Origin of the sequence: Sphingopyxis sp. LC363 (genome assembly GCF_000756385.1) — a bacterium.
GTDB lineage: Bacteria > Pseudomonadota > Alphaproteobacteria > Sphingomonadales > Sphingomonadaceae > Sphingopyxis.
This window is the reverse complement of sequence record NZ_JNFC01000018.1, coordinates 38,340-62,092: the sequence shown is the minus strand read 5'-3', so window position 1 is coordinate 62,092 and position 23,753 is coordinate 38,340. Positions and strand designations below refer to the sequence as shown.

26 protein-coding genes are annotated in these 23,753 nt (G+C 63.2%); 10 read left to right on the top strand and 16 right to left on the bottom strand.

Features of this window, described 5'->3' with window-relative positions; genetic code table 11:
• Positions 1–168: 168 nt before the first annotated feature.
• Entirely contained in the window at positions 169–873 is a 705-nt protein-coding gene (locus FG95_RS08475; RefSeq protein WP_037555269.1) for an NAD-dependent deacylase, read from the bottom strand.
• 192 nt (positions 874–1,065) lie between these two features.
• Here FG95_RS08475 and dapB point away from each other — a divergent pair, with 192 nt between their 5' ends.
• Genes dapB through nth form a run of 3 tightly spaced genes read left to right on the top strand, consistent with a single transcriptional unit; the run spans position 1,066 to position 2,836 of the window.
• Positions 1,066–1,791 (top strand): 4-hydroxy-tetrahydrodipicolinate reductase, encoded by a 726-nt coding sequence (gene dapB, locus FG95_RS08470; RefSeq protein WP_037555268.1) that lies wholly within the window; start codon positions 1,066–1,068, stop codon positions 1,789–1,791.
• Positions 1,734–2,183, top strand: coding sequence for a hypothetical protein (locus tag FG95_RS08465; protein WP_152567607.1), 450 nt, complete (start codon positions 1,734–1,736; stop codon positions 2,181–2,183). Before dapB ends, FG95_RS08465 begins: the two co-directional genes overlap by 58 nt.
• Positions 2,180–2,836, top strand: coding sequence for an endonuclease III (nth, locus tag FG95_RS08460; RefSeq protein WP_037555265.1), 657 nt, complete (start codon positions 2,180–2,182; stop codon positions 2,834–2,836). The genes FG95_RS08465 and nth overlap by 4 nt, the downstream gene beginning before the upstream one ends.
• A gap of 233 nt (positions 2,837–3,069) precedes the next feature.
• Here the strand turns inward: nth and FG95_RS08455 are convergent, their stop codons facing one another.
• The 4 genes from FG95_RS08455 to FG95_RS08440 all read right to left on the bottom strand — a co-directional run bounded on the left by FG95_RS08455 (position 3,070) and on the right by FG95_RS08440 (position 7,303).
• Positions 3,070–4,149, bottom strand: a complete 1,080-nt coding sequence (locus FG95_RS08455; RefSeq protein WP_144035768.1) for a Cj0069 family protein — start codon at positions 4,147–4,149, stop codon at positions 3,070–3,072.
• Positions 4,150–4,236: 87 nt separating this feature from the next.
• Positions 4,237–4,905, bottom strand: coding sequence for a superoxide dismutase (locus tag FG95_RS08450; protein ID WP_188682256.1), 669 nt, complete (start codon positions 4,903–4,905; stop codon positions 4,237–4,239).
• Between the two features lie 74 nt (positions 4,906–4,979).
• On the bottom strand, positions 4,980–6,377 hold the full coding sequence (gene chrA / locus FG95_RS08445) for a chromate efflux transporter (protein ID WP_037555262.1): 1,398 nt from the start codon (positions 6,375–6,377) through the stop codon (positions 4,980–4,982).
• A gap of 2 nt (positions 6,378–6,379) precedes the next feature.
• Positions 6,380–7,303, bottom strand: coding sequence for a chromate resistance protein ChrB domain-containing protein (locus tag FG95_RS08440; protein WP_037555261.1), 924 nt, complete (start codon positions 7,301–7,303; stop codon positions 6,380–6,382).
• A 183-nt stretch (positions 7,304–7,486) separates the two neighbouring features.
• On the opposite strand from FG95_RS08440, the gene FG95_RS08435 reads away from it, so the two are divergent.
• The 3 genes from FG95_RS08435 (at position 7,487) to FG95_RS21340 (ending at position 9,181) form a co-directional block, all read left to right on the top strand.
• Positions 7,487–8,377, top strand: a complete 891-nt coding sequence (locus FG95_RS08435; RefSeq protein WP_037555260.1) for a DUF1259 domain-containing protein — start codon at positions 7,487–7,489, stop codon at positions 8,375–8,377.
• A gap of 69 nt (positions 8,378–8,446) precedes the next feature.
• Positions 8,447–8,776, top strand: coding sequence for a PepSY domain-containing protein (locus tag FG95_RS08430; RefSeq protein ID WP_235211502.1), 330 nt, complete (start codon positions 8,447–8,449; stop codon positions 8,774–8,776).
• A 78-nt stretch (positions 8,777–8,854) separates the two neighbouring features.
• Positions 8,855–9,181 (top strand): Rap1a/Tai family immunity protein, encoded by a 327-nt coding sequence (locus FG95_RS21340; RefSeq protein ID WP_373289591.1) that lies wholly within the window; start codon positions 8,855–8,857, stop codon positions 9,179–9,181.
• 209 nt (positions 9,182–9,390) lie between these two features.
• On the opposite strand, the gene FG95_RS08425 is transcribed toward FG95_RS21340, so the two are convergent.
• From FG95_RS08425 to FG95_RS08400, 6 genes are read right to left on the bottom strand one after another with little or no spacing between them, the layout of a single operon-like run.
• Entirely contained in the window at positions 9,391–9,747 is a 357-nt protein-coding gene (locus FG95_RS08425) for a DUF6118 family protein (RefSeq protein WP_268746859.1), read from the bottom strand.
• Between the two features lie 35 nt (positions 9,748–9,782).
• Positions 9,783–10,394 carry a plasmid pRiA4b ORF-3 family protein gene (locus tag FG95_RS08420; protein WP_037555259.1) on the bottom strand — a complete coding sequence of 204 codons (612 nt, stop codon included), beginning with the start codon at positions 10,392–10,394 and terminating at the stop codon, positions 9,783–9,785.
• On the bottom strand, positions 10,391–11,932 hold the full coding sequence (tnpC, locus tag FG95_RS08415) for an IS66 family transposase (protein ID WP_037555258.1): 1,542 nt from the start codon (positions 11,930–11,932) through the stop codon (positions 10,391–10,393). Before tnpC ends, FG95_RS08420 begins: the two co-directional genes overlap by 4 nt.
• 53 nt (positions 11,933–11,985) lie before the next feature.
• Positions 11,986–12,333, bottom strand: a complete 348-nt coding sequence (gene tnpB / locus FG95_RS08410; protein WP_006963110.1) for an IS66 family insertion sequence element accessory protein TnpB — start codon at positions 12,331–12,333, stop codon at positions 11,986–11,988.
• The gene (tnpA, locus tag FG95_RS08405; RefSeq protein WP_037555256.1) at positions 12,330–12,749 is read right to left on the bottom strand and encodes an IS66-like element accessory protein TnpA; all 420 of its coding nucleotides are present in this window, start codon (positions 12,747–12,749) and stop codon (positions 12,330–12,332) included. Before tnpA ends, tnpB begins: the two co-directional genes overlap by 4 nt.
• A 25-nt stretch (positions 12,750–12,774) precedes the next feature.
• Positions 12,775–13,125: a hypothetical protein gene (locus FG95_RS08400; protein WP_052182211.1), complete on the bottom strand. Its 351-nt coding sequence runs from the start codon at positions 13,123–13,125 to the stop codon at positions 12,775–12,777.
• A gap of 182 nt (positions 13,126–13,307) precedes the next feature.
• Between FG95_RS08400 and FG95_RS08395 the strand changes: the two genes are divergently transcribed.
• Entirely contained in the window at positions 13,308–14,414 is a 1,107-nt protein-coding gene (locus FG95_RS08395) for a recombinase family protein (protein ID WP_081933069.1), read from the top strand.
• A gap of 327 nt (positions 14,415–14,741) precedes the next feature.
• Here the strand turns inward: FG95_RS08395 and FG95_RS08390 are convergent, their stop codons facing one another.
• From FG95_RS08390 to FG95_RS08370, 5 genes are all read right to left on the bottom strand, one after another.
• Positions 14,742–15,722, bottom strand: coding sequence for a TerC family protein (locus tag FG95_RS08390; protein ID WP_037555255.1), 981 nt, complete (start codon positions 15,720–15,722; stop codon positions 14,742–14,744).
• 140 nt (positions 15,723–15,862) lie between these two features.
• The gene (locus FG95_RS08385) at positions 15,863–16,159 is read right to left on the bottom strand and encodes a TFIIB-type zinc ribbon-containing protein (RefSeq protein WP_037555253.1); all 297 of its coding nucleotides are present in this window, start codon (positions 16,157–16,159) and stop codon (positions 15,863–15,865) included.
• 3 nt (positions 16,160–16,162) lie between these two features.
• Complete coding sequence (locus FG95_RS08380; protein WP_308423591.1) at positions 16,163–16,321, bottom strand: DUF465 domain-containing protein; 159 nt, start codon at positions 16,319–16,321, stop codon at positions 16,163–16,165.
• Positions 16,322–16,550: 229 nt separating this feature from the next.
• Positions 16,551–17,477, bottom strand: coding sequence for a hydrogen peroxide-inducible genes activator (locus FG95_RS08375; RefSeq protein WP_037555250.1), 927 nt, complete (start codon positions 17,475–17,477; stop codon positions 16,551–16,553).
• 204 nt (positions 17,478–17,681) lie between these two features.
• Positions 17,682–18,569, bottom strand: a complete 888-nt coding sequence (locus FG95_RS08370) for a LysR family transcriptional regulator (RefSeq protein ID WP_037555249.1) — start codon at positions 18,567–18,569, stop codon at positions 17,682–17,684.
• Positions 18,570–18,669: 100 nt separating this feature from the next.
• Between FG95_RS08370 and FG95_RS08365 the strand changes: the two genes are divergently transcribed.
• From FG95_RS08365 to cysD, 3 genes are read left to right on the top strand one after another with little or no spacing between them, the layout of a single operon-like run.
• Positions 18,670–20,295 carry an NADH-quinone oxidoreductase subunit L gene (locus FG95_RS08365; protein WP_037555247.1) on the top strand — a complete coding sequence of 542 codons (1,626 nt, stop codon included), beginning with the start codon at positions 18,670–18,672 and terminating at the stop codon, positions 20,293–20,295.
• Complete coding sequence (locus FG95_RS08360; protein WP_037555245.1) at positions 20,292–22,850, top strand: YbcC family protein; 2,559 nt, start codon at positions 20,292–20,294, stop codon at positions 22,848–22,850. Before FG95_RS08365 ends, FG95_RS08360 begins: the two co-directional genes overlap by 4 nt.
• On the top strand, positions 22,847–23,752 hold the full coding sequence (gene cysD / locus FG95_RS08355; protein WP_037555243.1) for a sulfate adenylyltransferase subunit CysD: 906 nt from the start codon (positions 22,847–22,849) through the stop codon (positions 23,750–23,752). Before FG95_RS08360 ends, cysD begins: the two co-directional genes overlap by 4 nt.
• The last annotated feature ends 1 nt before the right edge of the window (position 23,753 follow it).

Below are 23,753 nucleotides of genomic sequence, written 5' to 3'. Positions count from 1 at the left end.
GGGAGGGGGACCGCCGCCGCAGGCGGTGGTGGAGGGGCCGCGACGGTGCGCCATAGCCCCTCCGTCAGCGCTTCGCGCCGATCCCCCTCCCCAGCGCTTCGCGATGGGGAGGATCTGTACGTCCGCAACCGGTCGAAACCCGCCGCCGCCATATCGTACCGAGCGCCTTCACCCACCCAGCATCGCCTCCACCCACGCCGGCACCAGCGCCGTCGCCGGCCCGTGGCGCGCCTCGTCGAACCAGTGGCTCCCCTGGCTCGGCTCCATATTGAGCTCGAGCGTCCGCGCCCCCGCCGCCCTTGCTTCGCGCACGAAACCCGCGGCGGGATAGACCGCGCCCGAGGTGCCGATCGACACGAACAGGTCGGCGCGGTTGAGCGCGTGATAAATCTCCTCCATCCGGTACGGCATCTCGCCGAACCAGACGATGTCGGGGCGCAGGCTCCCCGCGGCGCCGCACGCGGGGCATCCCGGGCGGTCCAGCAGCGGCCCCGTCCACGGGCTGCGCACATCGCATCCGGTGCACCAGGCGTTCAGATGCTCGCCGTGCATGTGGAGCAGCCGTTTCGCCCCCGCGCGCTCGTGCAGATCGTCGACATTCTGCGTGACGATCAGGAACTCGCCCGGCCATTCGGCATCGAGCCGCGCCAGCGCCCGGTGCGCCGCATTGGGCTCCTTGGTCTGGATCGCCTCGCGCCGCATGTCGTAGAATCGCAGCACCAGGTCGGGATCGCGCTCAAAGGCCTCGGGGGTCGCGACATCCTCGACGCGGTGCTGTTCCCACAATCCGCCGGCGTCGCGAAACGTGTCGATGCCGCTTTCGGCGGACACGCCCGCGCCGGTCAGGATGACGATATTCTGGATAGGGCTCATGCCTTCCTCCTATCCGCTCGCCCCGCCCGCTTCAACGCGCCCCGTCATCCCGGCGAAGGCCGGGATCTCTCCGTCTCAGCCATACGCACCGGCGAGATTCCGGCCTTCGCCGGAATGACGATGAGAGAAGCGCATCTCGACTTCGCTCGATGCGAAGGGCTAAGGGAGGTCTGGAAGGATAGGGGACGCAACATGACCAGCATCGGCATTATCGGCAGCGAAGGGCGGATGGGCGTCGCGCTCGCCGCCGCGATCTCCGAAGCGGGACAGCGCAGCTGCGGCGTCGACAGGGGGGGCAATGTCGCAAAGCTCGCGGCGGGGGCGGACGTTCTCGTCGATTTCTCCTCGCCCGCCGCGCTTGAAGCGACGCTCGACGCCTGCGTCGCGGCAAAGAAGCCCATCGTCGTCGGAACGACGGGGCTCGAGGAACGCCACCATTATCTGATCGACGATGCGGCCAGGGACATCGCGGTGCTCCAGACCGGCAACACCTCGCTCGGCGTCACCCTGCTCGCGCATCTGGTGCGCGAGGCGGCGGCGCGGCTCGACCCCGAATATGATATCGAGATCGTCGAGATGCACCACCGGAACAAGGTCGACGCGCCGAGCGGCACCGCGCTGCTGTTGGGGCAGGCGGCGGCGGAGGGGCGTGGGATCAACCTTGCGACCTGCTCCGAACGCGGCCGCGACGGCCTCACCGGCGCGCGCGGGCATGGCAAGATCGGCTTCGCGAGCCTGCGCGGCGGCACCGTCGCGGGCGACCATGACGTGATCTTCGCGGGGCCCGAGGAAATGATCACGCTGTCGCACCGCGCCGAAAACCGCATGATCTTCGCGCGCGGCGCGGTGCGCGCGGCGCTGTGGCTGATCCGCCAGAAGCCCGGGCGCTACACGATGCCGCAGGTGCTGGGGCTTTGATTCGCGCCCGCGCCCCCGCTTCTCCCCTGAAATTCGCGCTGCTTTGGGGCTTGCCGGCGGCCCTCCTGTCGCTTTTCATCGCGTTCATGATGATGGGGGCTGGACATGGCTGGGTGACGCCCTTCTGGTTCAGCCTTGGCGGTTTCGTGGCTTTTCCCGTGGGCATCTGGGCCCTGGTCGCACCTGCCCGGTTGCACCCTCGCGTCTATGCTGCCCTGCTTCTGCTCGCTCTGGCCAGCGATTATCAGCTTTACGCCATGTCCGATGCCGAGGGGTGGCAATATTTCCAGCGTGCCGCGCCGTTCAGCTTTTTTTGGCTCGCCCTATGGTCGCTCTGGCAGCTGGCTTTTCTTCGCGCGTTCCTGATCGCGCTTCGCGACCGTGCCGCATGAAAAAAGCCGATATCTTCGAATTCTACCGCCGTCTTGCCGAGCTCAACCCCAGCCCCGAGACCGAACTCGAATATGGCAATATCTATCAGCTGCTCGTCGCGGTGGTGCTCTCGGCGCAGGCGACCGACGTCGGGGTGAACAAGGCGACGCGGAAACTGTTTCAGGAGGTGAAGACGCCGCAGCAGATGGCCGATCTCGGCGAGGACGGGCTCAAGCAGCACATCAAGACGATCGGGCTGTTCAACGCGAAGGCGAAGAATGTCATCGCGCTCAGCGAAATCCTCGTCCGCGATTTTGGCGGTGAAGTGCCCGCCGACCGCGATGCGCTCGTCGAGCTTCCCGGCGTCGGGCGCAAGACCGCCAATGTCGTGATGAACTGCGCCTTCGGGGCCGAAACCTTCGCGGTCGACACGCATATCTTCCGCGTCGGCAACCGCACCGGCCTCGCCCCCGGCAAAACCCCGCTCGCGGTCGAAAAGAAGCTCGATAAGGAAACGCCGCAACCCTTCCGCGTCGGCGCGCACCACTGGCTGATCCTCCACGGCCGCTACATCTGCAAGGCGCGCACCCCCGAATGCTGGCGCTGCCCGGTTGCCGACCTCTGCCGCTACAAGCCCAAGACGCCCGCGCCGAAGGCAAAGAAGGCGGCGTGATACCCATTGCATGGATGTGGGCTATGAGGTGGCCTCCGGCCATTATCTTACCCGTCATCCCGGCCTTCGCGGGAACACCTATGTTATAATTCCTTAGAAATTGCCATTTAAAGCATTGGTTCTCAGATTGGTTTCCGAAGTTCCACCCAGCCTCGCTCACCCTTGGGCTTGCCTGATCGATAGGCAACTATGCTTACGACCAATGTCACGTCTCTTGAATTGCTTGAATCATATCAATGCGGATTGGAGGTTTCCTTTCGCAAACGACCAGCCAGAGCGCGACCGACCGCCGCTGCGGCAACTGGCTGGACAGCGCTTGGCGGAAATGGTGCAACCGAACTGGCGTTGATTTCGCACAGCACGTACGGACTATCGTTGGGGCCTTTACGAGCACGAAACAGGAAGTCGGCGTCCCAAAGAAGCGGAAGATCGTGGTCGGCAATCGACAGCAAACCTTGCATCTCTGGAATCCAGCGATCTTCCATCGCTTTCCGCAAGGCTGCGAAGCGCGTCACCTCCGGTCCGAACATGACGCGCTCCATCGGCTGTAGGCTTGACGACGCTGTCTCAACGGACGTTGGCGTCATCAGCGCAGTGATCAGGTTGTGCCCAAAGCCCACCACACGGTGCCCGCACACATAGCACCGGACCATACCCTCGGACGATGGCGGCTGATAAGCTTGATCGATCAGCACGCCGCCGTCGTTCAAAAACGGCGCCCACCGATCCAGGAACCCAGCTAGGCTGATCCGCTCCGTTTGGCTTCCTTCGCGGGCCTCTTGAACTTCCACCAACATTTCCAAAGCCGGAGCGTCTCCCGCTGCGGCCTGTTGGATACGCCACACATTCCTGCCGCCGTTGCCGTAGTTCGGCTTTAGCACGCGCGGACCTGCGGCGAGATGTTCGGGAAAACAAGCGCGAAGGCCTTCAACGTCCACGTATCGATCGACATCGCTGCCCCATTCCATGGACCGCGTTGTGTAGAGCACTTCCTTGACGCCGATTTTGGCGATCACGTCGGGATGCGCGCTGACGACAACGCCGCACGCCGCGACTTCGCGCAGCATCGGATCGAGCACCGAGCGGTCGCCTGAGCTATCCAACGGATTCACCCAGACCAGCACCGCGTCAAACGACAACAACTCGTCACGAATCTCGCGAACCGCCTCGTCCCTGTACAGTACAGGCCTTGCGGTGGCGCCGAGCGACCGCAAGGCCGGAACGATCGGCCACTGCCGGGCTTCATGAAAGCGATGCATCCAGTCGGCTGCTTGTCCGCGCCAAAGCAGAGCGATGTTCGGGCCGGATGTCACTGTTGCATCTCCCCATCGAACCTAGCCCCTTGTGGTCGCCAACTCAGGGGGACGCGCAGAAGCGGGTGTTGCCCCTCGTCGGACGGGTCAGCCGCCGCCGCGCAAAGCCGCGGCATAGCGGCGATCGACCACTTCCCAATCGATGTTGCGAAAGTAGGCGTCGACGTATTTGGCGGCGGCGGTGCCGTAATCCATGTGAAAGCTGTGCTCGTACATATCGAGCGCCAGCAGCGGCACGCCGGCGATCGCGCCGTGCATATGATCCCACGCCCAATGGTTGTGCAGCGAGCGGGTGTGGAGATTATAGACGAGCACGCACCAGCCCGATCCGCCGGCAAGGCTCATACCGGTGCGGCGAAAGTCGGCCTCCCAGCGGTCGAACGAGCCGAACGCCGCGCCCAGCGCATCGCGGATCGAGCCGGCTGCCTGGCCGTTGCCGCCAAGCCCGTCGAAATATATTTCATGAAGCACGACCGAACCGGTGCGGTGCAGCTCCTCGCGCTTGAGGCCGCCATAGACCACCGGCGGCAGATCGGGGTCGGCGAGCGCGGCGGCAAGCCGGCTTTCAATCATATTCAGTGCCTTGACCGAGCCCGCATAATTGTTCTCGTGGTGCGATGTGATCAGCCGTTCCGAGAGGCCGTGGAGCCTGGCGGGATCGAACCTGAGCGGCTTGACCTGATGATTTCCGGCAAAGGCGGGGACAGCCGTCGGCGCTGCGGTCGGCGTCTGCGCGGAGGCTTCGTTCATAGTCATGGCGGCGGCTCCGATGCCAAGAGTTGCGATTGCACTGCGTCGGGAAAGATGGTCGATCGTCACACGTCACTCCTTCAGATGGTCATTACATATGCGGCCCCGAGGACCGAGCAGACGCCGAGCACCGGCAGCATGCCGGCCTTGAACCGGAACATGGCGAGTATCGCACCCACGGCCAGCGCCAGCGCCGGCCAGTTGACGGACGTCAGGACTGGGAGATCGATAGCGCCGGCTGCGAACGGCACTTCGCGGACTCGGCCGAACAGAGTGTGGATACCAAACCAGACCGCCAGATTGAGAATCACGCCGACCACTGCGGCAGTGATCGCCGAAAGCGCGGCCGACAATGCGCGGTTGCCGCGCAACCGTTCGATGAACGGCGCGCCGGCGAAGATCCATAGAAAGCAGGGCAAGAATGTGACCCAGGTGGTGAGGATCGCGCCCAGCGTCGCGGCGACAAGCGGAGGCAACCCGGTCGCCTCGCGGAAGGCTGCCAGAAAGCCGACGAACTGCGTCACCATGATTAGCGGTCCCGGCGTAGTTTCGGCCATGCCGAGCCCGTCAAGCATTTCGCCGGGCTGGAGCCAGCCATAGGTCTCGACCGCCTCCTGCGCGACATAGGCTAGCACAGCATAGGCGCCGCCGAAGGTCACCACCGCCATCTGGCTGAAGAAGGTGGCGATACGGCTGAATACGTCGTCCGCACCGAATGCGATCACTAGCGCTGCGACCGGCGCCAGCCAGAGCACCAGCAGAACGCCGGAGATGCGCAGCGACCATGAAAGGTTCGGCCGCGCATGGTCGGGAAGGCCCTCGCCAAGCGCGGTGTCGCGGTCGTGGACTATCTCGGCACCGGCGGGACCATGTCCGCCGCCGCCATTGAATGCGGTGTAACCAGCGCGGCCACCGAAGAAGCCAATCAGCGCGGCGGCAAGCACGATCAGCGGGAAGGGTACGTCGAGCACGAAGATCGCGACGAACGCCAGCGCGGCAAGGCCGCGCATGACGTTGTTCTTCAGGGCACGCGAACCCACCCGAACCACCGCCTGCAGAACCACCGCCAGCACGGCCGCCTTCAAGCCAAAGAACAATCCCTCGACCAGCGGCACTTCGCCCAGCAGCACATAGACATAGCTGAGACCGAGAATCGCAAGGAAGCCCGGCAGCACGAACAGCGCGCCCGCGACCAAGCCGCCTTTGGTCTTATGGAGCAACCAGCCAATATAGACTGCTAGCTGTTGCGCTTCAGGGCCGGGCAGCAGCATGCAATAGTTGAGCGCATGAAGGAACCGCTCCTCGCCGATCCAGCGCTTCTCCTCGACCAGGATGCGATGCATCACCGCTATCTGGCCCGCCGGTCCGCCGAAGCTGAGCAGCGCGACCCTGATCCAGACGCGCACCGCCTCGCCAAAGCTGATGCCGTGCTCGTGCGGCCTCTCAACTGCAAATTCAGCGCGTGCGCTAGCCTCCATCTTTAATCCTCTTTTCGCCGGGTGAAGTGAGCATAGAAACCGTCGAGCGCGGTCGATCCGCGCGCGATCCGCTCCTCGTCGTCCTCCGTGCCGGCACAGATGCCGGCGATAAGTGCGCTCACGCCCGGAGTCTCCGGGCGCTCGAACCGCGCATCGGCAATATCGAGGTCGTGAACAATTTCGCCGAGCGCGCGAAGAGCTGGATCGGTCTCAAGACCGGTGCGGAACAGCAATGTCTCGAAGCTGCAGCGGTCGCCTTCGTGGGTGAACTCAGCGTCCGCCATGTCGAACCTCAGTTCGTCAGGCTCCGGCGCATAGCCCTTGCCCTCGACGAACTTGAAGCTCGCCTCGGGATCGATGAAGCGGCGAATGAGCCAGGCGGATGCGATGCGATCGACGTGGACATGGCGGCGCGTCACCCAAACGCGGCGCTTTAACTCGACCGGCGTCAGATCGGGCGCACCCGGGCCGCTCACGTCGGGATGTTGATGGGAGCGGCGTTCGGCCTCGGAAATGGCGGCCTCAGCCTCCTGCTGGCCGTGCGCTCCGAAAAAGTCGATCGCGGCGATCTCGTTCAGGCGCTTGCGCAAGCGGCCTGCGTCCGACGTGGCGACGTACTCGCCATCACTCAGAGCGCGCGCCTCGCGCGCCAACTCCTCATAATCGGCATCACGCGCGGCGTCGAACACCCCTTGCAACTCCGCATCGCCCATGCCGCCGGCAAGCCGCGCTTCTAGGATCAGCGCCTCGCCGCCGTTGTCGGTGATCTCGCGATGCAACTCCTCGAACAGCGTGTGCGTGTCCTCGCGATTAGGGAGGGCATGGACGGCGTTCTTGAGCGGCGCGGCGCCGATCGCCTGCAAGCGCCGCCACACCTTTACCCGCAAGTAAGCGGGTTTGGCCGGGAGCTGCGGAATCAGCAGCAACCAAGGAGTTGTTCGTTTGTTTGTCATAGTTGTATCTTCCCACCCTACGATTGAAAGGGTTGCATCACAAGCCCCATAAGCATAGGACTGCTCACCGCGAAGACAGAAACGGAGAGCGATGCTGGGTCTGTCGAGACTCGCCTGTTTCGTGCTCGCATGACGTGCGCTGATGAAGGATCAAATATGCTGAAAAAGACCCTCGCCTTGACCCTCACCGGCCTCCTGCTTGCAAGCCCCGCATGGGCAGCGCCGGACTGGTCGGCGGTCGACCGCGCGATAGGAAGAGCGGGCGCTGAACAGGCGGGGGGAGTTCACCGCTACAGCTTCCCACGTTCGGACCTTAGCGTCACGCTGGATGGGGTAACGATCAAGCCCTCCCTCGCGCTCGGCTCCTGGGCAGCGTTTCAGCCGATGGGTGACGAGGCGATGGTGATGGGCGATCTCGTGCTGACGCACGACGAGGTGAACCCCGTTATGAGCCGCCTGCTCGCAAGCGGTTTCACGATCACCGCACTCCACAATCATCTGCTCCGCTCGTCGCCCGCGACCATGTACATGCACATCGCCGGCCACGGAGACCCGGTGAAGCTCGCGGCCGCGCTCCGGCAAGCGCTGTCGGCCAGTCGGACCCCGCTAGCCTCGCCGCAATCGCCCTCGACCAGCGCAACCCCATCGCCGCTCGATCTCGACACGGCCGCGCTCAACGGATTGATGGGCGGTGAGGGCAAGACCGCCGGCGGCGTCCTCCAATACAGCTTTCCGCGCGCCGAGCGGCTGATGGACGGCGGCATGGAGACTCCGCCGACGATGGGCACGGCGACCGCGATCAACTTTCAGCCGACCGGGAACGGTCGAGCTGCGATCACTGGCGACTTCGTACTAGTCGCAAGCGAGGTCGATCCAGTCCTGCGCGCGCTGCGAGCGAACGGGATCGAAGTCACCGCGCTGCATAATCACATGCTGAACGACGAGCCGCGGCTGTTCTTCATGCACTTCTGGGCCAACGACGACGCAGCCAAACTCGCCCGTGGGCTGCGCGCGGCGCTCGACAGGATGAACAATCAGAGGAGTTGAAACCGGACGACGGCTCATTGGGCCGCAACCGCCGCCCGCTCGACCCACGGCCCTCATCTAGGAAGTGGAATGAACATGGCTAGCAAACGAACTCTCACTGTCGTCGCGGGCGTCGGCGCGGCCGCGCTGGCGATTGCCGGTGTCGCGATCGCGCAAAGCCACGAGGCGAACGAGAACCGGATCATCAGCGAGCACAGCGAAAGAGATATCCCGCTCGATCAGGTGCCTCAGGCCGCAATGAAGGCCGCACGCGCGCAACTCGCGTCAATAAGCAAAGCGGAGCAAGTCACTCGAAAGGCGGACGGAAGCACGCTCTATGAAATCAAGGGCAAGAACAGTGACGGCAAGACGATCGAACTGTTCGTCACGCCTGAAGGCCAGGTGCTCGGCCGCGAATGATGAAAAATCTCGGTGGGTCGGCTGTCGGCGGGCCGGCCCACTTACCTCGAATGCAATGTCACGAGACGGGAGAGGAAAATGAGGCCAAGACGATTGATATTGTTCTGCGCTGTCTTGGCCGCCCTGCCAGGTAGCGCGGTCGGTCAAACAGAACCCGCTTCAGCAACAGGCTCGGTACTGTTCGCAAGCTGCCAAGCGAATGAGCCGCGATGCGGCGCCTATCTGCAAGGCGTGCTCGACATGATGATTGGTGCGCGAGAAGCAGAATGCGGTGCTCCACGCTACGACCGGGCGGCGCTGCGCGCGGCATACGTACGCTGGGCGGAGCGGAATAGCTATTTCCTGAGCGTTCATATGGTGGCGGGCGCTGAACGGGCGCTAAAGGAGGCATGGCCATGCCCATAGCATGCCATATCCCGGCGGCGCAGCCTGCTGGCGACTGTTTTTAGGGCAGGCGAAGCGTCCGCCTGACGGTGAATTCCGCCCGCTCAACGATCCCATGTCGCGACTCAAGCTCGTCAGTTAGCGTGTTGCAAAGCCGACTGGTCGCGCGCTTCTAATATTGCTCCGTAGCGCTAGGTCGGCTTCGCTGGGGGCTGCCCCGCTCGCTCCGGTCAAAGCTGCCGATTCCCTATCCTGATTGTGCATCGCACCGGTTGCTTAGCCTTGACGGCCTGCTGCTCGCAGGTGTCGATGGCATCGCGGTTGTCGCGGCGCATCTCGGCGGCATCGACGATGGCCTGCCATGCATCTGGGCGACCGGCACGCATGATCCGGGCTCCGGCCTCCCACAGCGTCGGCTCGCGCACTGTTCGTGCGGCGATGCGTTCGGGCCAGTGCCAGCTAATCGGCATGATGCGCGCGACCACGCCGGGCAAGATCGCCCAGAGCAGGCAACCGGCAAGAACTCCGCCGCCGATGCCCGACCATATGTGCTCGCGCTGCTGCTCCCGCGTGTGGGCGTTGCCGATGATCCGAGTAAGCGTGGTCAGGAAACCGCCATCGATTAGCTGTCGCGGGATTTAGCGTCGGCGTAGGCGGCTCTTCCCTGTGCTCGTCGCTTGGCGAGCTTCGCCATGCGTGCGTTGATCTCGTCGGCGCCGATATCGGTGGGATCGAAGACGCCGCCATACCATTGCACCATGGATGCGCGCTCGGGATGGCGCGGCTTGGCCATGGCATTGAGGAACTCTTCAAACCCCGGGGTTCCGCCGACATCTTCGGGCGGGGCTCGTCGTTCGCCATCGACGAAGCGCGGGTAATCGATGCCGGGGATGGCGGGTGTGATCTCTTCGATCTCGATACGATGTCGCCAGTTGTCCCCGAAATCATAGGTGTAGGTGAAGCTGGTGATGCCGCGCTCGACGAGCTTGCCGATGCGCATATTGGCGGCATCGCGGGTGCGGACCATGAAAGCGTCATCATCATCGAAGCGGATGCCATAGGCGGCATCGCCGACGTCGAAACGGAACAGATGGTAGTTCTCGAAGAGCATGCAGGCCTGGATCGCGAGGTGCAGGGTCTTGAGGCTGTTGGTGACGGGAAGTTCGACACGGCGCCAGATGGCGGGCTTCATGTCTTCGAGCGTGATGCGAATCCGTGCGATCTGGTCGGTCATGCCGCCATGCTGACGGGTGCGCTTTGCGCTGTCCAGTTCCACGGCATGAGCTCGTCCCAGCGGGAGGCGGGCCAGCCCGATGCGATCTTCTCGATGACATCGGCGATATAGGCCTGCGGCTCGACGCCGTTGAGCTTGGCTGTCTCGATGACCGAGTAGGTGGCAGCGGCGCGTTCGCCGCCAGCCTTCGATCCGGCGAACAGCCAGTTCTTGCGGCCGATCGCGATGGCGCGGATCGCGCGCTCGGCGATATTGTTGTCGATCTCCGCGATGCCGTCATCGATGTAGCGGGTCAGCGCGTCCCAGCGCTTGCGGCCATAGGCAAGCGCCTTCGTCATCGCCGACTTGGGCGACAGACGACGCAGGGCGTCGTCGATCGCGCCGCGAAGCGCATCGATCTGCGGCCTGGCTTGCTCCTGTCGTTGTCGGCGCCGGATATCGGGCGGCTGGCCGCGCACATCCTCTTCGATCCGGTAGAGCCCGGCGATACGTGTCAGCAGGTCGGTGGTAAGCGGCGTCGGGCTCGTCTGGTGGCACTCGAAGATCTTGCGGCGAAAGTGTGCCCAGCAGGCGACCTCGCGGATGCGGTTGCCTTCATAGAGCTTCTCATATCCGGCATAGCCGTCGGCCTGGAGAAGGCCGGTGAACGATCTGAGCTCGCTCTGCGGATGGATGCCGCTGCGATCAGGGGTGAACCGATACCAGGCGAGTGCCGGGGTTGCGGCGCCCGATGCGCGATCATCGACGACATAGGCCCAGAGCCGTGCCTGCGCGGTGCGGCCCTTGCCGGGCACGAGCATCGGCACCGGCGTGTCGTCAGTGTGCAGCTTGGCGGCCTTCAGCCCTTCTTCGCGGATGCGGCTGACGATCGGGTCGAGCAGATGCGCGGCCTGGCCCGCCCAGCCGGCGAGGGTGGAGCGATCGATGTCGATACCCTGCGCTGCCATCATCTCTGCCTGGCGGTAAAGCGGGAGATGATGATCGAACTTGTTCACGACGACATGGGCGAGCGTGGCAAAGCTCGCCTTACCGCGTGCTATCGCCTTCGCTGGCGCCGGTGCCTGGACGATCTTCTCACAGGCGCGGCAGCTATACTTGGGCCGCACGGTGCGGATGACGCGCCACTGGATCGGGGCAATATCGAGCTGCTCATCACTGTCGTCGCCAAGCGGGCGCAGCGCGCCGCCGCAATCGGGACAGGTGCAGCTGCCGGCCTCGGGCTCGATCCGCCGTTCCGCGCGCGGCAGATGATCGGGCAATGCGCGCACCGGCGATACCCGTTCGGCGGGTGCCCGCTCACTCGTTCGGCTGTCGGCGACCTCAGCCTCGCCTTCGAGTTCTTCGAGGGCCAGCTCGAGCTGCTCGATCTGGAGCGCGAGCTTCTCCGAGGACTGGCCGAAGGTCATGCGGCGAAGCTGCGCGAGCTGGTGGCGGAGGGTGTCGATCAGCGTATCGCGCGCCGCCAAAGCGGCTTCGAGCTCGGCGATCCGGGCGTCCTTGTCGATGCTGGAAGAGGCTGGTTCCGACACGCGGAACATCTAGCAAAAGTGGCTCCGCGATGCCAGTAAAACCCTCACTAATCCGCCACTTTTTACCCTGCGAGCAAGGGCGCCGCGGTGCGTTCGGGACGCCGCCAGTCAATGCCTTCGAGCAGCATCGAAAGCTGCGCCGCGGTGAGGCTGACCTTGCCCGCCTTGGTGATCGGCCAGACGAACCGGCCACGGTCCATGCGCTTCGAGAAGAGGCACAGGCCCTGGCCATCATACCAGAGCAGCTTGACCAGATCGCCGCGCTTGCCGCGGAACGCGAACAGCGCGCCCGAGTGCGGACTCTTCTCCAGCACCTGCTGCACTAGCACCGCGAGGCCGTCGAACCCCTTGCGCATATCGGTGGCGCCGCAGGCCAGATATATCCGTGTCGTCGGCGGTAACGGGATCATCGGGCAAGGACGGACATCACCCGTGCCAGCGCATCGGCATCGACCGCCGCGTCGACGGTGAGCCGCACGCCTGACGGCAGCTCGATCCCGATCTGGCCGCTGCCTGCCGTCGCCGGGGCCGGAACGGACACCTCCACCTCGGCGAACGAGGGTGCCGGCGTGCGCTTCGCTCCCGTCAGATCGCCAGCCAGGGCCTGTCGGCGCCACGTATAGAGCAGCCCGCTGCCGACCGCGTGCCGCTGGCATGTCGCCGAGACCGAGCCGTCGGGGCCAAATGCCTCGCGCAGGATCGACAGCTTCTGATCCACCGACCAGCGACGGCGGCCACCGACGACCGCGATCCGACTGCTCATACGATCACTCATATGACCAGTCACAAGAGCACTCGCTCCCGCCGCTCCGATATCCTCGCTCATCACCGCTCCTCGCAAAGAGCGGCTATCAGCACCCCGGAACGCCGTCCCGCAAGGCGGCCTTCACACCACGGTTACTGATCCGATGCAATGCCTGAACAGCGTCCACCTGACTCTGCTGGACCTGCTGGACGCTGGCCCGGTCGGCCTCGCGGGCCTTCTGCGCCGCTGCAGCGATGCGTGCCCCCATATTCTCCGGGGTCATGTCCAGCGCGGGCGCATCCTCGATCGCCTTCAACCGCTTGTGAACGGCGGCGAGATACGCGTTCGTCTTTTCCAATGTCGGGCTGTAGTCGGGGATCTCGATGCTCAGCCGCTCGGCCGCCATATGCTCGACGGCGCGGACCATGAGCGCGATGCGCCCGTCGAGCCCCGCCACGCGGTCGTCGAGCCGCGCGAAGGCTTGCCGCCGGCATACTCGCGCCGAATCCGAACCACTGTCTCCAAAACCAACATCCCGATCTCGCCGCCTGATTATCCAGGCCGCTGCTTAAACCATCGAAATGAGGGGTCCCTTTTAGACGCCGATCACCCCGCTAACGGGGTCCTTTTTGCACGCCGATCCACACCGGAAAGAGCCCGCTTGCGATCGCGCGCGACCTCAACGCCGACGGTGTTGCCGGACCTGTCGGAAAGGCTTGGCGCGACACCAGCATTCGGGGCGATGTGCGGCGGGGAACCGGTATACTCAATAATGAGCTGTATGTCGGGGTCCGGGTTTGGAACCACAAACACACCATGAAAGACCCCACCACTGGCAAAGAAGTCATGCGCCTCAATCCTGAATCCGAGTGGATCCGGAATGCGGCGCCGGAACTGCGCATCGTCAGCGACGAGCTATGGGCCGCGGCGAAGCGTCAGCAGGAAATCGTTGCCGACCGATATGTCGGCATCAAGCAAGCCGCACAGGCCCGTTCGCTGCATCAAGCGCGGCGTCCAGCCTATCTGCTCTCCGGCTTGCTCGAATGCGGCGTTTGCGGCGGAACTTATGCCCTCGTCGTCGGAGACCGTTACGGCTGTGTAGGTCGCTATCGCAGCCACTCATGCACGAACGGCCGCACAATCCGGCGTGCGGAGCTGGAACGCCGCGCGCTGGCTGGTATCGCGGATCGCCTTGTTTCGGCGGACAAGATCGACGCAGCGGTGGCTGCCTATGTGGCGCATATCAATGGCGAGAACCGCGAGCGTCGAGTTCAGGCCGATGCCGACGTCCGTGCGCTGGCAAAGGTCGACCGGGCGCTCGCGGGGATCATGGCGGCGATTGAGGATGGTCTCTACCAGCCCAGCATGAAAGCCCGCATGGCTGAACTCGAACGCGAAAAGCAAGAGATCGCTGCACGGCTAGCCGACACGCCGCAGCATATTCCCGACATCCATCCGGGCATTGCTGAAATCTACAAGGCCAAGGTCGCGCGGCTCACCGAAACGCTGGAAGACCTGGAAACTCAGCTCGATGCTTCAAGCGACATTCGCTCACTCGTCGGCAAGATCGTTCTACATCCCGGCGCCAAGCGCGGCGAGGTTCACGCCACCCTGCACGGGTCGCTGATGGGCATTCTTGACTTTGTGAACGACAATCAGCAACCCGACGCCAACAGAGTTATAACGTCAGTGGCCTCGGGTTCGCGGAGCCACCGATGTTATAACTTGCTGGCGGTGCTTATATAAACTCAACATAAACACGATTTTTAGACAGTTATGATGTTGAGCCAGTTATGGGCGGGCGCCCCGAGCTCCTCTCCAAAAAATGGGAGCGTCAGGTACATTACACGCGTCTCCTTCACGTCATTATGCTTGCGCCATCGCAGCTGCGAGAGCTGCGGTGGTAGCTGCCCAACCGGCGTAAATACTGAGCTTGAATCGAGCATAAGTCATTCTTCGAACTCCTCTTTGGTCATGCAATAGGCCCATTCGGTCTACGCCTACGTACTTGGTCGGCTGCGTTAGCCTGCCGACCGTGCTCTGGATTTGCGCAATCGACGTTTATTCTGGCGTCTACCCAAAGGGAGGCGGCGCCGCGCGAGTCCTCCATAGTGACCAACCGACTCCAGCCGCCAAGATAACAAATGTGATAGACAGCGACGCAACCGGCGGGATTTTAGCAAGGCCAAGTGCATCGGCCACGAATATCTTTGATCCAATGAACACGAGCAGCATTGCCAGCGCATATTTGAGATAGTGGAACCGGTGCACCATTGCCGCGAGCGCGAAATAAAGGGCTCGCAGCCCGAGGATCGCAAAGATATTCGAGGTGTAAACAATGAACGGATCGGTGGTGATCGCGAAGATCGCGGGTACGCTGTCGACCGCGAATACGACGTCGACGATTTCCACCATCGCGAGGGCAAGAAACAGAGGCGTCACCCAAAGCTTCGGCTTGCCAGTCACCCCGTCGGGCTGGCGTACAAAAAAGCGCTCGCCGTGCAGCTTTTCGGTCACGGGGAGATGCTTCTGAATGAAGCGAAGTGCCCCGCTTGAGCCAACATCATAGTCCTTGCCCGCGGTCATCCACATCTTGACGCCGGTCAGGATCAGGAATGCCGCAAACACATAGAGAACCCAGCTGAACTGTTCGACCAACGTTGAGCCAACGCCAATCATGATCGCGCGCAGAACGATCACGCCGAGGATCCCCCAGAATAGCACGCGGTGCTGATATTGCCTCGGAATTGCGAAATAGGTGAAGATCATCGCGATCACGAAGACATTGTCCATCGCAAGACTTTTCTCGATGACAAAGCCGGTGACATACTGAAGCCCGGCGGTTTCGCCCATATACCACCAGACCCATGCGCCGAAGAGCAGACCAAGGCCAATATAGACCGCTGACAGCACCAGGCTCTCGCTCACCCCGATCTCGCGCTGCTGCTTGTGCAAGACCCCGAGGTCGAGCGCCAACAGGGTAACGACGATGGCAAGGAAGGCGAGCCACATCCAAAGCGGCTTACCGAGCCAGATATATTCAAGAAATTCCATGGGTTCGATCCGATCCGGGTCAGCCTAGCGTCAGGCGGTTGGTGATTGTCCGACATCGCAACCCAGGTCGAGGTCGCCAGAGGGACCCGGAATTATTGCGCAAGAAACCCGCCGCCGACGGCAGTCGGCGGCGGGAAGGATCAATCGAACAGGTCCGACAAAAAGGACTTTTTGCGCTTGCCCGGCCGGTAGTGGCGATCATCGTCGCCGCGATAGCCATCCGACCGATAGTCTTGACGCGGCTGATCGTCTTGGCGGGATGCTGACGTCGCGTCACGGGCGCTGCGTTCGATGATTTTGTCGAGCTCACCGCGATCGAGCCAAACGCCGCGACAAGTCGGGCAATAATCGATTTCTACGCCCGAACGGTCGGACAAGGTCAGTCCCGTCCTGCAATTCGGGCACGGCATGGCGGCTACCGCATCGGCGCTGCGCATGGCTTAAGCCGTCCCTTGTAGGCGCGACCCGATCAGCCTGTGCATGCGATCCTTGATCGCGAGCCGCAGCTTTTTGAGCCGCAGCAAGCGCCAACTATCCGGTATGCGGCGCTTCTGTTCGCGGCTTATCTCCGCGTCAAGCTTGCTATGCGCGAGCGCCATTCGATATGTAATTGAATTCATAGTCTCTCTCCACTCGATGTTTGGTCGACCGGAAAAGTGCGGTGCTACTTGACGGGCGTCAGGAGCCGATCACCAATCCGATGCGGTCCGACATCGCAGCTGCCTAAACGGCAGTCGCCAGAGGGGCCCGGGCCGCACAACAATCGATAGATTATTTGCTGATAGATGGCTAATTCGATTATGCGGGCAAAGCAATAGAAAAAATCTATTACTCGCGAAACAGTCCCCCGTTCGCACCGGTCAATGCGCTTGCTTCGGTTCCGATACGTTCGGCGATCATTCGATAAGCGTCGCCATAAGCTGCGCCCGAGCGCCACGCTGCTGCAATGCTGCGCGTGAAGTGCCACCCCTCTGGTTGGAGGACGGCGACCCCAGTCCGGCCCGCGACATCAGAGCGGATGTATAGTTCCGGGAGGATCGCTAAGCCTATCCCTGAGGCAGACATTTGATGGATACTGTCTAAGCTGGTGCCTTCATAATCGCGCAGCAGCTCCATACCGAACGCGGTGCAGATCGTGGCGACCTCACGATGAAGATGATGACGTCTGTCGAGGCTAAGTACGTGCGCCCCTTGAAGATGTTCGCAGCGCAGGTTTTGGAGTTTCGTAAGCGGATGGTCGGAGGCAGCAACAACGAACAATCGCTCGCGAAATAGAGGCTGAACATTAAGATCGCTGCCCGCGATCGGCAACGGCCCCAGCAGCATGTCGAGAGCCCCGCGTGACAGCGCAAGCGCTTGGTCGTCGGGAATCCCTTCTTTGATATGCAGTCGCAGATCTGGTTGCTCACGGTGAAGTGCCGCCACGATCGGCGGCATCAAATAAGGCCCCAAAGTTGGTGTAACACCAAGTCTTAGGGTTCCAGCTAAGCGGTCGCCTGCGCGCCGAGCAACATCACGAATGTCCTGCGCTTCGACCAAGAGCCGTCGTGCTCGCGCGGTGATATCGCGGCCAATCGGAGTCAGATCGGCACCCGTTGTGTTCCGCTCGATTAGGATTACGCCAAGACTATCCTCAAGCGAACGCAACTGCTGACTGAGGGTGGGTTGCGAAACATTGCAAGCCTGCGCCGCGCGGCCGAAGTTGCGCAGATCCGCGATCGCGACGAGATATTCAAGTTGGCGTAGTGTCGACATCGAACACTTCTTCATATGCTAAGGCAGCGTTGAAACTGATCATCGATCGGGTTCCGTGCAAGCGGATCCCTCGCCGACGGACGAGTACCTTCGTCAATTCGGCGAAAGAGAGATGGTAGTCCAGCATTTTGCGCAAGCCCTGATCGGCGATCTATTTCCAGATATCGCTGGCGACTCACGTCGAGTTCGACAAGACCGGCGTGATCACTTGTCTTTAGCTGCGCACGCGAGCAGGTCCGCGAGTAGGGGATTCGGGAAGCGGCGTTTCTGCGTTATCGCGTAGAAAGTTTCGCTTAGGTTCGGAATGGGACAGACCTCTACGAGAAGACCTGCCGCCAGCTCGTCCCGCACCACTATCGGTGGCACCAATGCTAGCCCTTCGCCGTCGCGGGCGAGAAGCCGTAACATAGCCATATCGTCCACCTCGGCAATGATGAGCGGGCGCACGCCAGCGAGTTCGACGATTCGATCGAACCCAACCCGGATCTCGCTATCCAAGCTTGGGAGTAAGATCGGTTGGGATTGTAGGTCTTCAGGAAAGCGAAATGTAAAGGATTGGGCACTCGGCCGCCTAACAATCGCAACCGGTTGCTGAGCCAGTAAATGGCTGCGAAGATCAGACCGGGCATCAAGCTGTGGGGCGCTGTTCGCGAGCACGACATCGACCGTATGCGCCTCCAACTGGGCGAGGAGATCGCGCATGTTGCCTGAACGGATGATGAGTTCAACGTCAGCTCTGCCAATCAGTGGGCTCAGGAACTCCAGCTGGAAGTTGCGGGAGAGCGTGGTCAACGCGCCAACCCGAAATGCCTGCCGCCGATCCACTGGGCGCCCCTTCATCGTGCTTACAAGCTCGTCTCCGGCCTGGAAGACGGTATCTGCATAATCGAGGGCGATGCGTCCGGCCTCGGTAAGGACAAGCCGCTTGCCGGCTCGGTCGAACAGCGGATGGCCGAGCTGCAGTTCGAGCTTGCCGAGCTGCACCGAGAGCGCCGATTGCGACAGATTAAGCCGTTCGGCGGCGCGCGTGAGGCTCCCCTCATGGGCGATGGCCCAGAAATAGCGCAGATGGTGATAGTTGAGAGTTGGCATTAATTGCGTTTACAAAAACGAACGATGTTGCGCAATCTTTGTATTATCTAGAACCCGTTCCCACCGTTAATGAATAGGTCGCTTCGCGCTGGAGACGACCATGATGCCGAACATAACCTGGTGCCTCGCTCTCGGACCGCTCGCGCTCGCAATCGCCGGATTGGCGGCCGGCCGCGTCCAGCCGGGTCAGGGCCGCGTCGGAGGGGGTGCCGCGTTGATCGCAGGCTTCGCGCTGGCGCTCGCTGTGGCCACGGGCATTGGCATCGCGGTCAAGGGCACCTTGGCGACTGGCACGATCGGCGTCGCAGGTGTCGGCGTTGGATTCTATGTCGATACCCTGGCCGCGATCATGTTCGCGCTGGTCGCCTTCGTCGGCTTGATCGTCGTCCTTTATAGCCGCAACTATCTCGACGGTGACCGTGGGCAGGCCCGTTTTACCAAGTGGCTGTGCCTGACGCTCGCGGCGGTGCTGCTGCTGATTGTATCGGGCAATCTGTTCCAATTCGCGCTGGCCTGGATCGCGACCAGCCTCGGGCTCAACAAGCTGCTGCTGTTTTATCCCGAGCGACAGTCGGCGGTGCTCGCGGCGCGGAAGAAATTCCTCGTCAGCCGCCTCGGCGATCTCTGTCTGATCGCGGCGATGGTGCTGCTCCATCAAGCCTTCGGCAGCCTCGACTATGCGGTCCTCTTCGCCGGCGCCGAAGCGATGCGCCTCGGCGGTGATATTCCAGCCGTGATCCACGCGGTCGCGCTACTCCTGGTCGTGGCAGCGCTGCTCAAGTCCGCCCAGTTCCCGTTGCATGGCTGGCTCACGGAGGTGATGGAGACACCGACGCCGGTGTCAGCGCTGCTCCATGCTGGCGTCATCAACGCCGGCGGCTTTCTAGTGCTGCGCTTAGCCGACGTCATCTCGCTCTCGGCGCCATCGATGGAAGTGCTCGTCATCGTCGGCGGCGTGACCGCGCTGTTCGGCTCGGTCGTCATGTTGACCCAGACCAGCGTCAAGGTTTCGCTTGCCTATTCTACGATCGCCCAGATGGGCTTCATGATGCTGCAATGTGGCCTCGGGGCTTTCGCCGCCGCGCTGCTGCACATCGTTGCCCACTCACTCTACAAGGCGCACGCCTTCCTCGCGTCGGGCAGCGTCATCGACCTCGCGCGGGCGTCTTGGTCGCCGAGCCCCGGCGGCCAGCCGCACCCAGCGCGCATGGCGATGATCGTTGGTCTGGTGCTGGCGGCGGCGCTGGTCGTGGGGACGCTGTTCGGCGCTACCATTACCGCGCAACCGGGGGTGTTCGCGCTCGGCGCGGTCGTGATGCTCGGTCTCTCGCACCTCATCACCCAGGCCTTCGATGAGCGGCCGAGCCTCTATGTGGTCGCCCGCACTGTGGCGCTCGCAGTCGCGGTGTCGCTCGCCTATTTCGGGCTGCAATGGGCGGTGGAGCATTTGCTCGCCGGGTCGCTGCCCCCGGTGCAGGCACTGCGCGGCCCGCTCGATCTCGTCATCGTCGCCCTGGTCGTGCTCGCCTTTGCGGCGGTGACAGTCTTTCAGAGCGTCTTGCCTGGCAAGGCGGACGCGCCGCGCTGGCAGGCCATCTACGTCCACCTCGCCAACGGGCTCTACGTCAACACGGTCGCCAACCGGCTGGTGCTGCGGTTCTGGCCCAGCCCGCCGCCGCCCAATGCGATCGTTCCCTCGACCCCTGTCAGCGGAGTTCCTTCATGAGCCATGCCGTAGCCGTCGCGATCGATCCGCTGAGCCCGTCACAGGATGTCGAGCCATCCAGCTCCCTGCAACGGTCGGCGATTGACGCCGCCATCGACCGAGCGTGCAACAAGATCGCGCCGCTTTGGCCGCTCAAGCACTTCGTAGCGGTCAATCCATTCCTCGGTTTCAGCGACCAGAGCTTCGCGGCGACATGCGCGACGCTGCGCCGTGTCGCCGGCGTCGACATGCTGATGCCGCGCACATTCTACCGTGAAGCGCTGGCGGCCGGACGGATCGAAGATCGCGATCTGGAGGTGGCGATCGCCGGCACGTCCGGTCATGCGACGCTGGCGAGCGATGCCGCTGCGCTGTGCCGGTCAGCTGCGCGAGATCCGGTGACGAAGAGGCCGAAGGCGGTCGTCGCGACCGTCGCCGAAGTTCTCGATGCGTTGGCGGCTGGCGACCGTCAGGCCTCGCGCACGGCGTTCATGATCGACGAGATCTCGAAATGGTGCGCGGCCTATTTCGACGAAGGCCAGGCAGCCTGGAAGCTGCCGTCGCGGGCGTTGCCTCCTTACGCCGCCTGGCGCGCGGCGATGCGATTTGACCGCAACCCCGAGACGATGGGGATCAAGGGCTTCCGCGAAGCCGTCGCTGCCCTGGCCGACGATCCGCTCGAGGCGATCGCCGCGGTCGTCGGCGCGCTCGGTATCCCCGATCGCGCGGTCGAGGATTATCTGCACCGCGCGCTGGTCGATATCGGCGGCTGGGCCGCCTATGCGCGCTACCGTGTCTGGGACAACGCGCTTTACGGGCGTGACGACGACACCCTGGTGCAGCTGCTCGCGATCCGGGTGGTGTGGGGCTATGCGCTGTTCCTCGAACGCGCGGACCCTGACTTCAGGACGGCGTGGTCGAATGCGATGGCTGAGGCCGCGGCGCTGCCGGAAGACGAGCGCCTTGGCAACGATCCCGAGCTGGCCGTCGATCTGATGCTCCACGAGGCCTATGAGGCCGCCTACCAGCGCCAATTGCTCGCGCGGCTGGGGCAGCACCTCGCATCTCCCGCGCCTGCAAAGGGCGCGCGCAAGCCTTTCCAGGCGGCGTTCTGCATCGACGTGCGCTCCGAAGTCTACCGGCGGGCGTTCGAAACCGTCTGTCCCGATGCCGAGACTATCGGCTTCGCTGGCTTCTTCGGCTTCCCGATCGAATATGTACCGATCGGCCGCGACACCGGCGGCGCGCAGTGCCCGGTGCTGCTCAAACCTGCCTTCGTCGTCTGCGAGGCGGTCACCGGCGCTTCTGAGCCCGAGGAGACCAATATCCTCAGGCGCCGTCTGATGCGTCGCCGGGTGGCCAAGGCGTGGAAGGCGTTCAAGCTCTCGGCGGTGTCGTCGTTCACCTATGTCGAGACGGCGGGGTTGCTGTTCGCCGGCAAACTCGTCGGCGACAGCGCGCGCCTCACGCGGACGGTCAGCGATCCCAACACCGATGGTCTCGACGAGAACGTCATCGGTAGGATCGGTCCAAGTCTGGAATTGCGTCCGGTGGGTGGCCGGCTGACCGGCTTCGACGACGCGCAGCGCGTCGCGATGGCCGAGGCTGTCTTGCGCGCGATGTCGATGACGCAAGACTTCGCACGGCTGGTGCTGCTCGCTGGGCACGGCAGCACGACGGTCAACAATCCCCATGCCTCGGGCCTCGATTGCGGCGCGTGCGGCGGCCACACCGGCGAGGCGAACGCCCGCGTCGCGGCGGCTATCCTCAACGACCCTGGCGTGCGCACCGGCCTCGCCCGCAAGGGGATCGATATCCCCGAGGACACCTGGTTCCTGGGCTGCCTGCACGACACCACGACCGACGAGGTTCGCATCTTCGACGCTGATGACCTCCCTGCAACCCACGCGGCCGATTTGTCGGCGCTGAGCACGGCACTGGCCACCGCTTCTTCGATGGCGCGCGCCGAACGCGCGCTGGGACTCGGGATCGACAAGACGACGGACGTTGATCGCGCGGTGAAGGCGCGCAGCCGTGACTGGGCGCAGGTCCGTCCTGAATGGGGGCTCGCTGGCAACGCCGCCTTCATCGCCGCGCCGCGTGCGCGGACGCGCGGGCTCGATCTCGGGGGCCGCGCTTTCCTCCACGACTATGACTGGCGCAAGGATGATGGGTTCGGCGTCCTCGAATTGATCATGACCGCGCCGATGGTCGTCGCAAGCTGGATCAACCTGCAATATTACGGCTCCACCGTGAACAACCGCGCCTTCGGCAGCGGCAATAAGGTGCTTCACAATGTGGTCGGGCAATTGGGGGTGCTGGAGGGTAATTCCGGCGACCTCAAGGTCGGGCTGCCCTGGCAGTCGGTGCATGACGGCGAGCGCTTCGTCCACGAGCCGCTACGGCTAAACGTCTTCATCGAAGCGCCCGAGGAGGTGCTCAGCCAGACGATAGCCGCTCATGCGAGCGTGCTCGAGCTCGTAGACAATGGCTGGGTGCATCTGTTCCGGATCGATGAGGACGGCCGCACGATCCGACGCTATGCTGGGGGACTGGCCTGGGCGGCGGTCGAATGACGGCAACACTCTCGCATCTGTCACGGCTAGAATCCGAGGCGATCTACATCCTGCGCGAGGCGGTTGCCGAAGCCCGCAAGCCGGTGATGCTATTCTCGGCGGGCAAGGATTCGACCGTGCTGGCGCATCTGGCGCTGCGCGCCTTCTTTCCAGGCCGCCCGCCGTTTCCGTTGTTGCATATTGATTCGACTTGGGAATTCCGATCGCTGCTCCGCTTCCGTGACGCCTTTGCCCGCGAACACGGATTCAAACTGATCGTCCACGTTAACGAGGAAGGGCGCGCCGCTGGCCTGAACCCGTTTGATCATGGTGACCGCTATACGCTGGAAATGCGCACTGAGCCGCTCAAAGCTGCTCTCGACCTGGGCGGCTTTGACATCGTCTTCGGCGGAGCGCGCCGCGATGAAGAAAAGTCGCGGGCGAAGGAGCGCTTTTTTTCGGTCCGCGCCAAGGGGCATATTTGGGAGCCTCGCCAGCAACGTCCTGAGCTTTGGAATCTCTACAATACTCGGCTGGTAAGCAATCAGTCGGCACGCGTGTTCCCGCTATCGAATTGGACCGAAGCCGATATTTGGATTTATGCGCTGGCGAATGATATTTCGCTGGCGCCGCTCTACTTCGCAGCAGAAAGGCGCGTCGTCCTGCGCGACGGAGGGCTGATTGCTATAGACGACGCCGCCCGAATGCCACTTCGCGCGGGCGAAACTGCCGAAATCAAAACCGTGCGTTTTCGAACGCTTGGTTGCTGGCCGGTGACCGCGGCGGTTGAATCCGAGGCGACGGATCTTCGCTCCGTCGTGCAGGAGACGTTGGCCGCGTCGGCGTCTGAGCGGCAGGGGCGAATCAGCGACGGCGACGAGGGAGGGTCGCTCGAACAAAAGAAGCGTGAGGGGTATTTCTAGC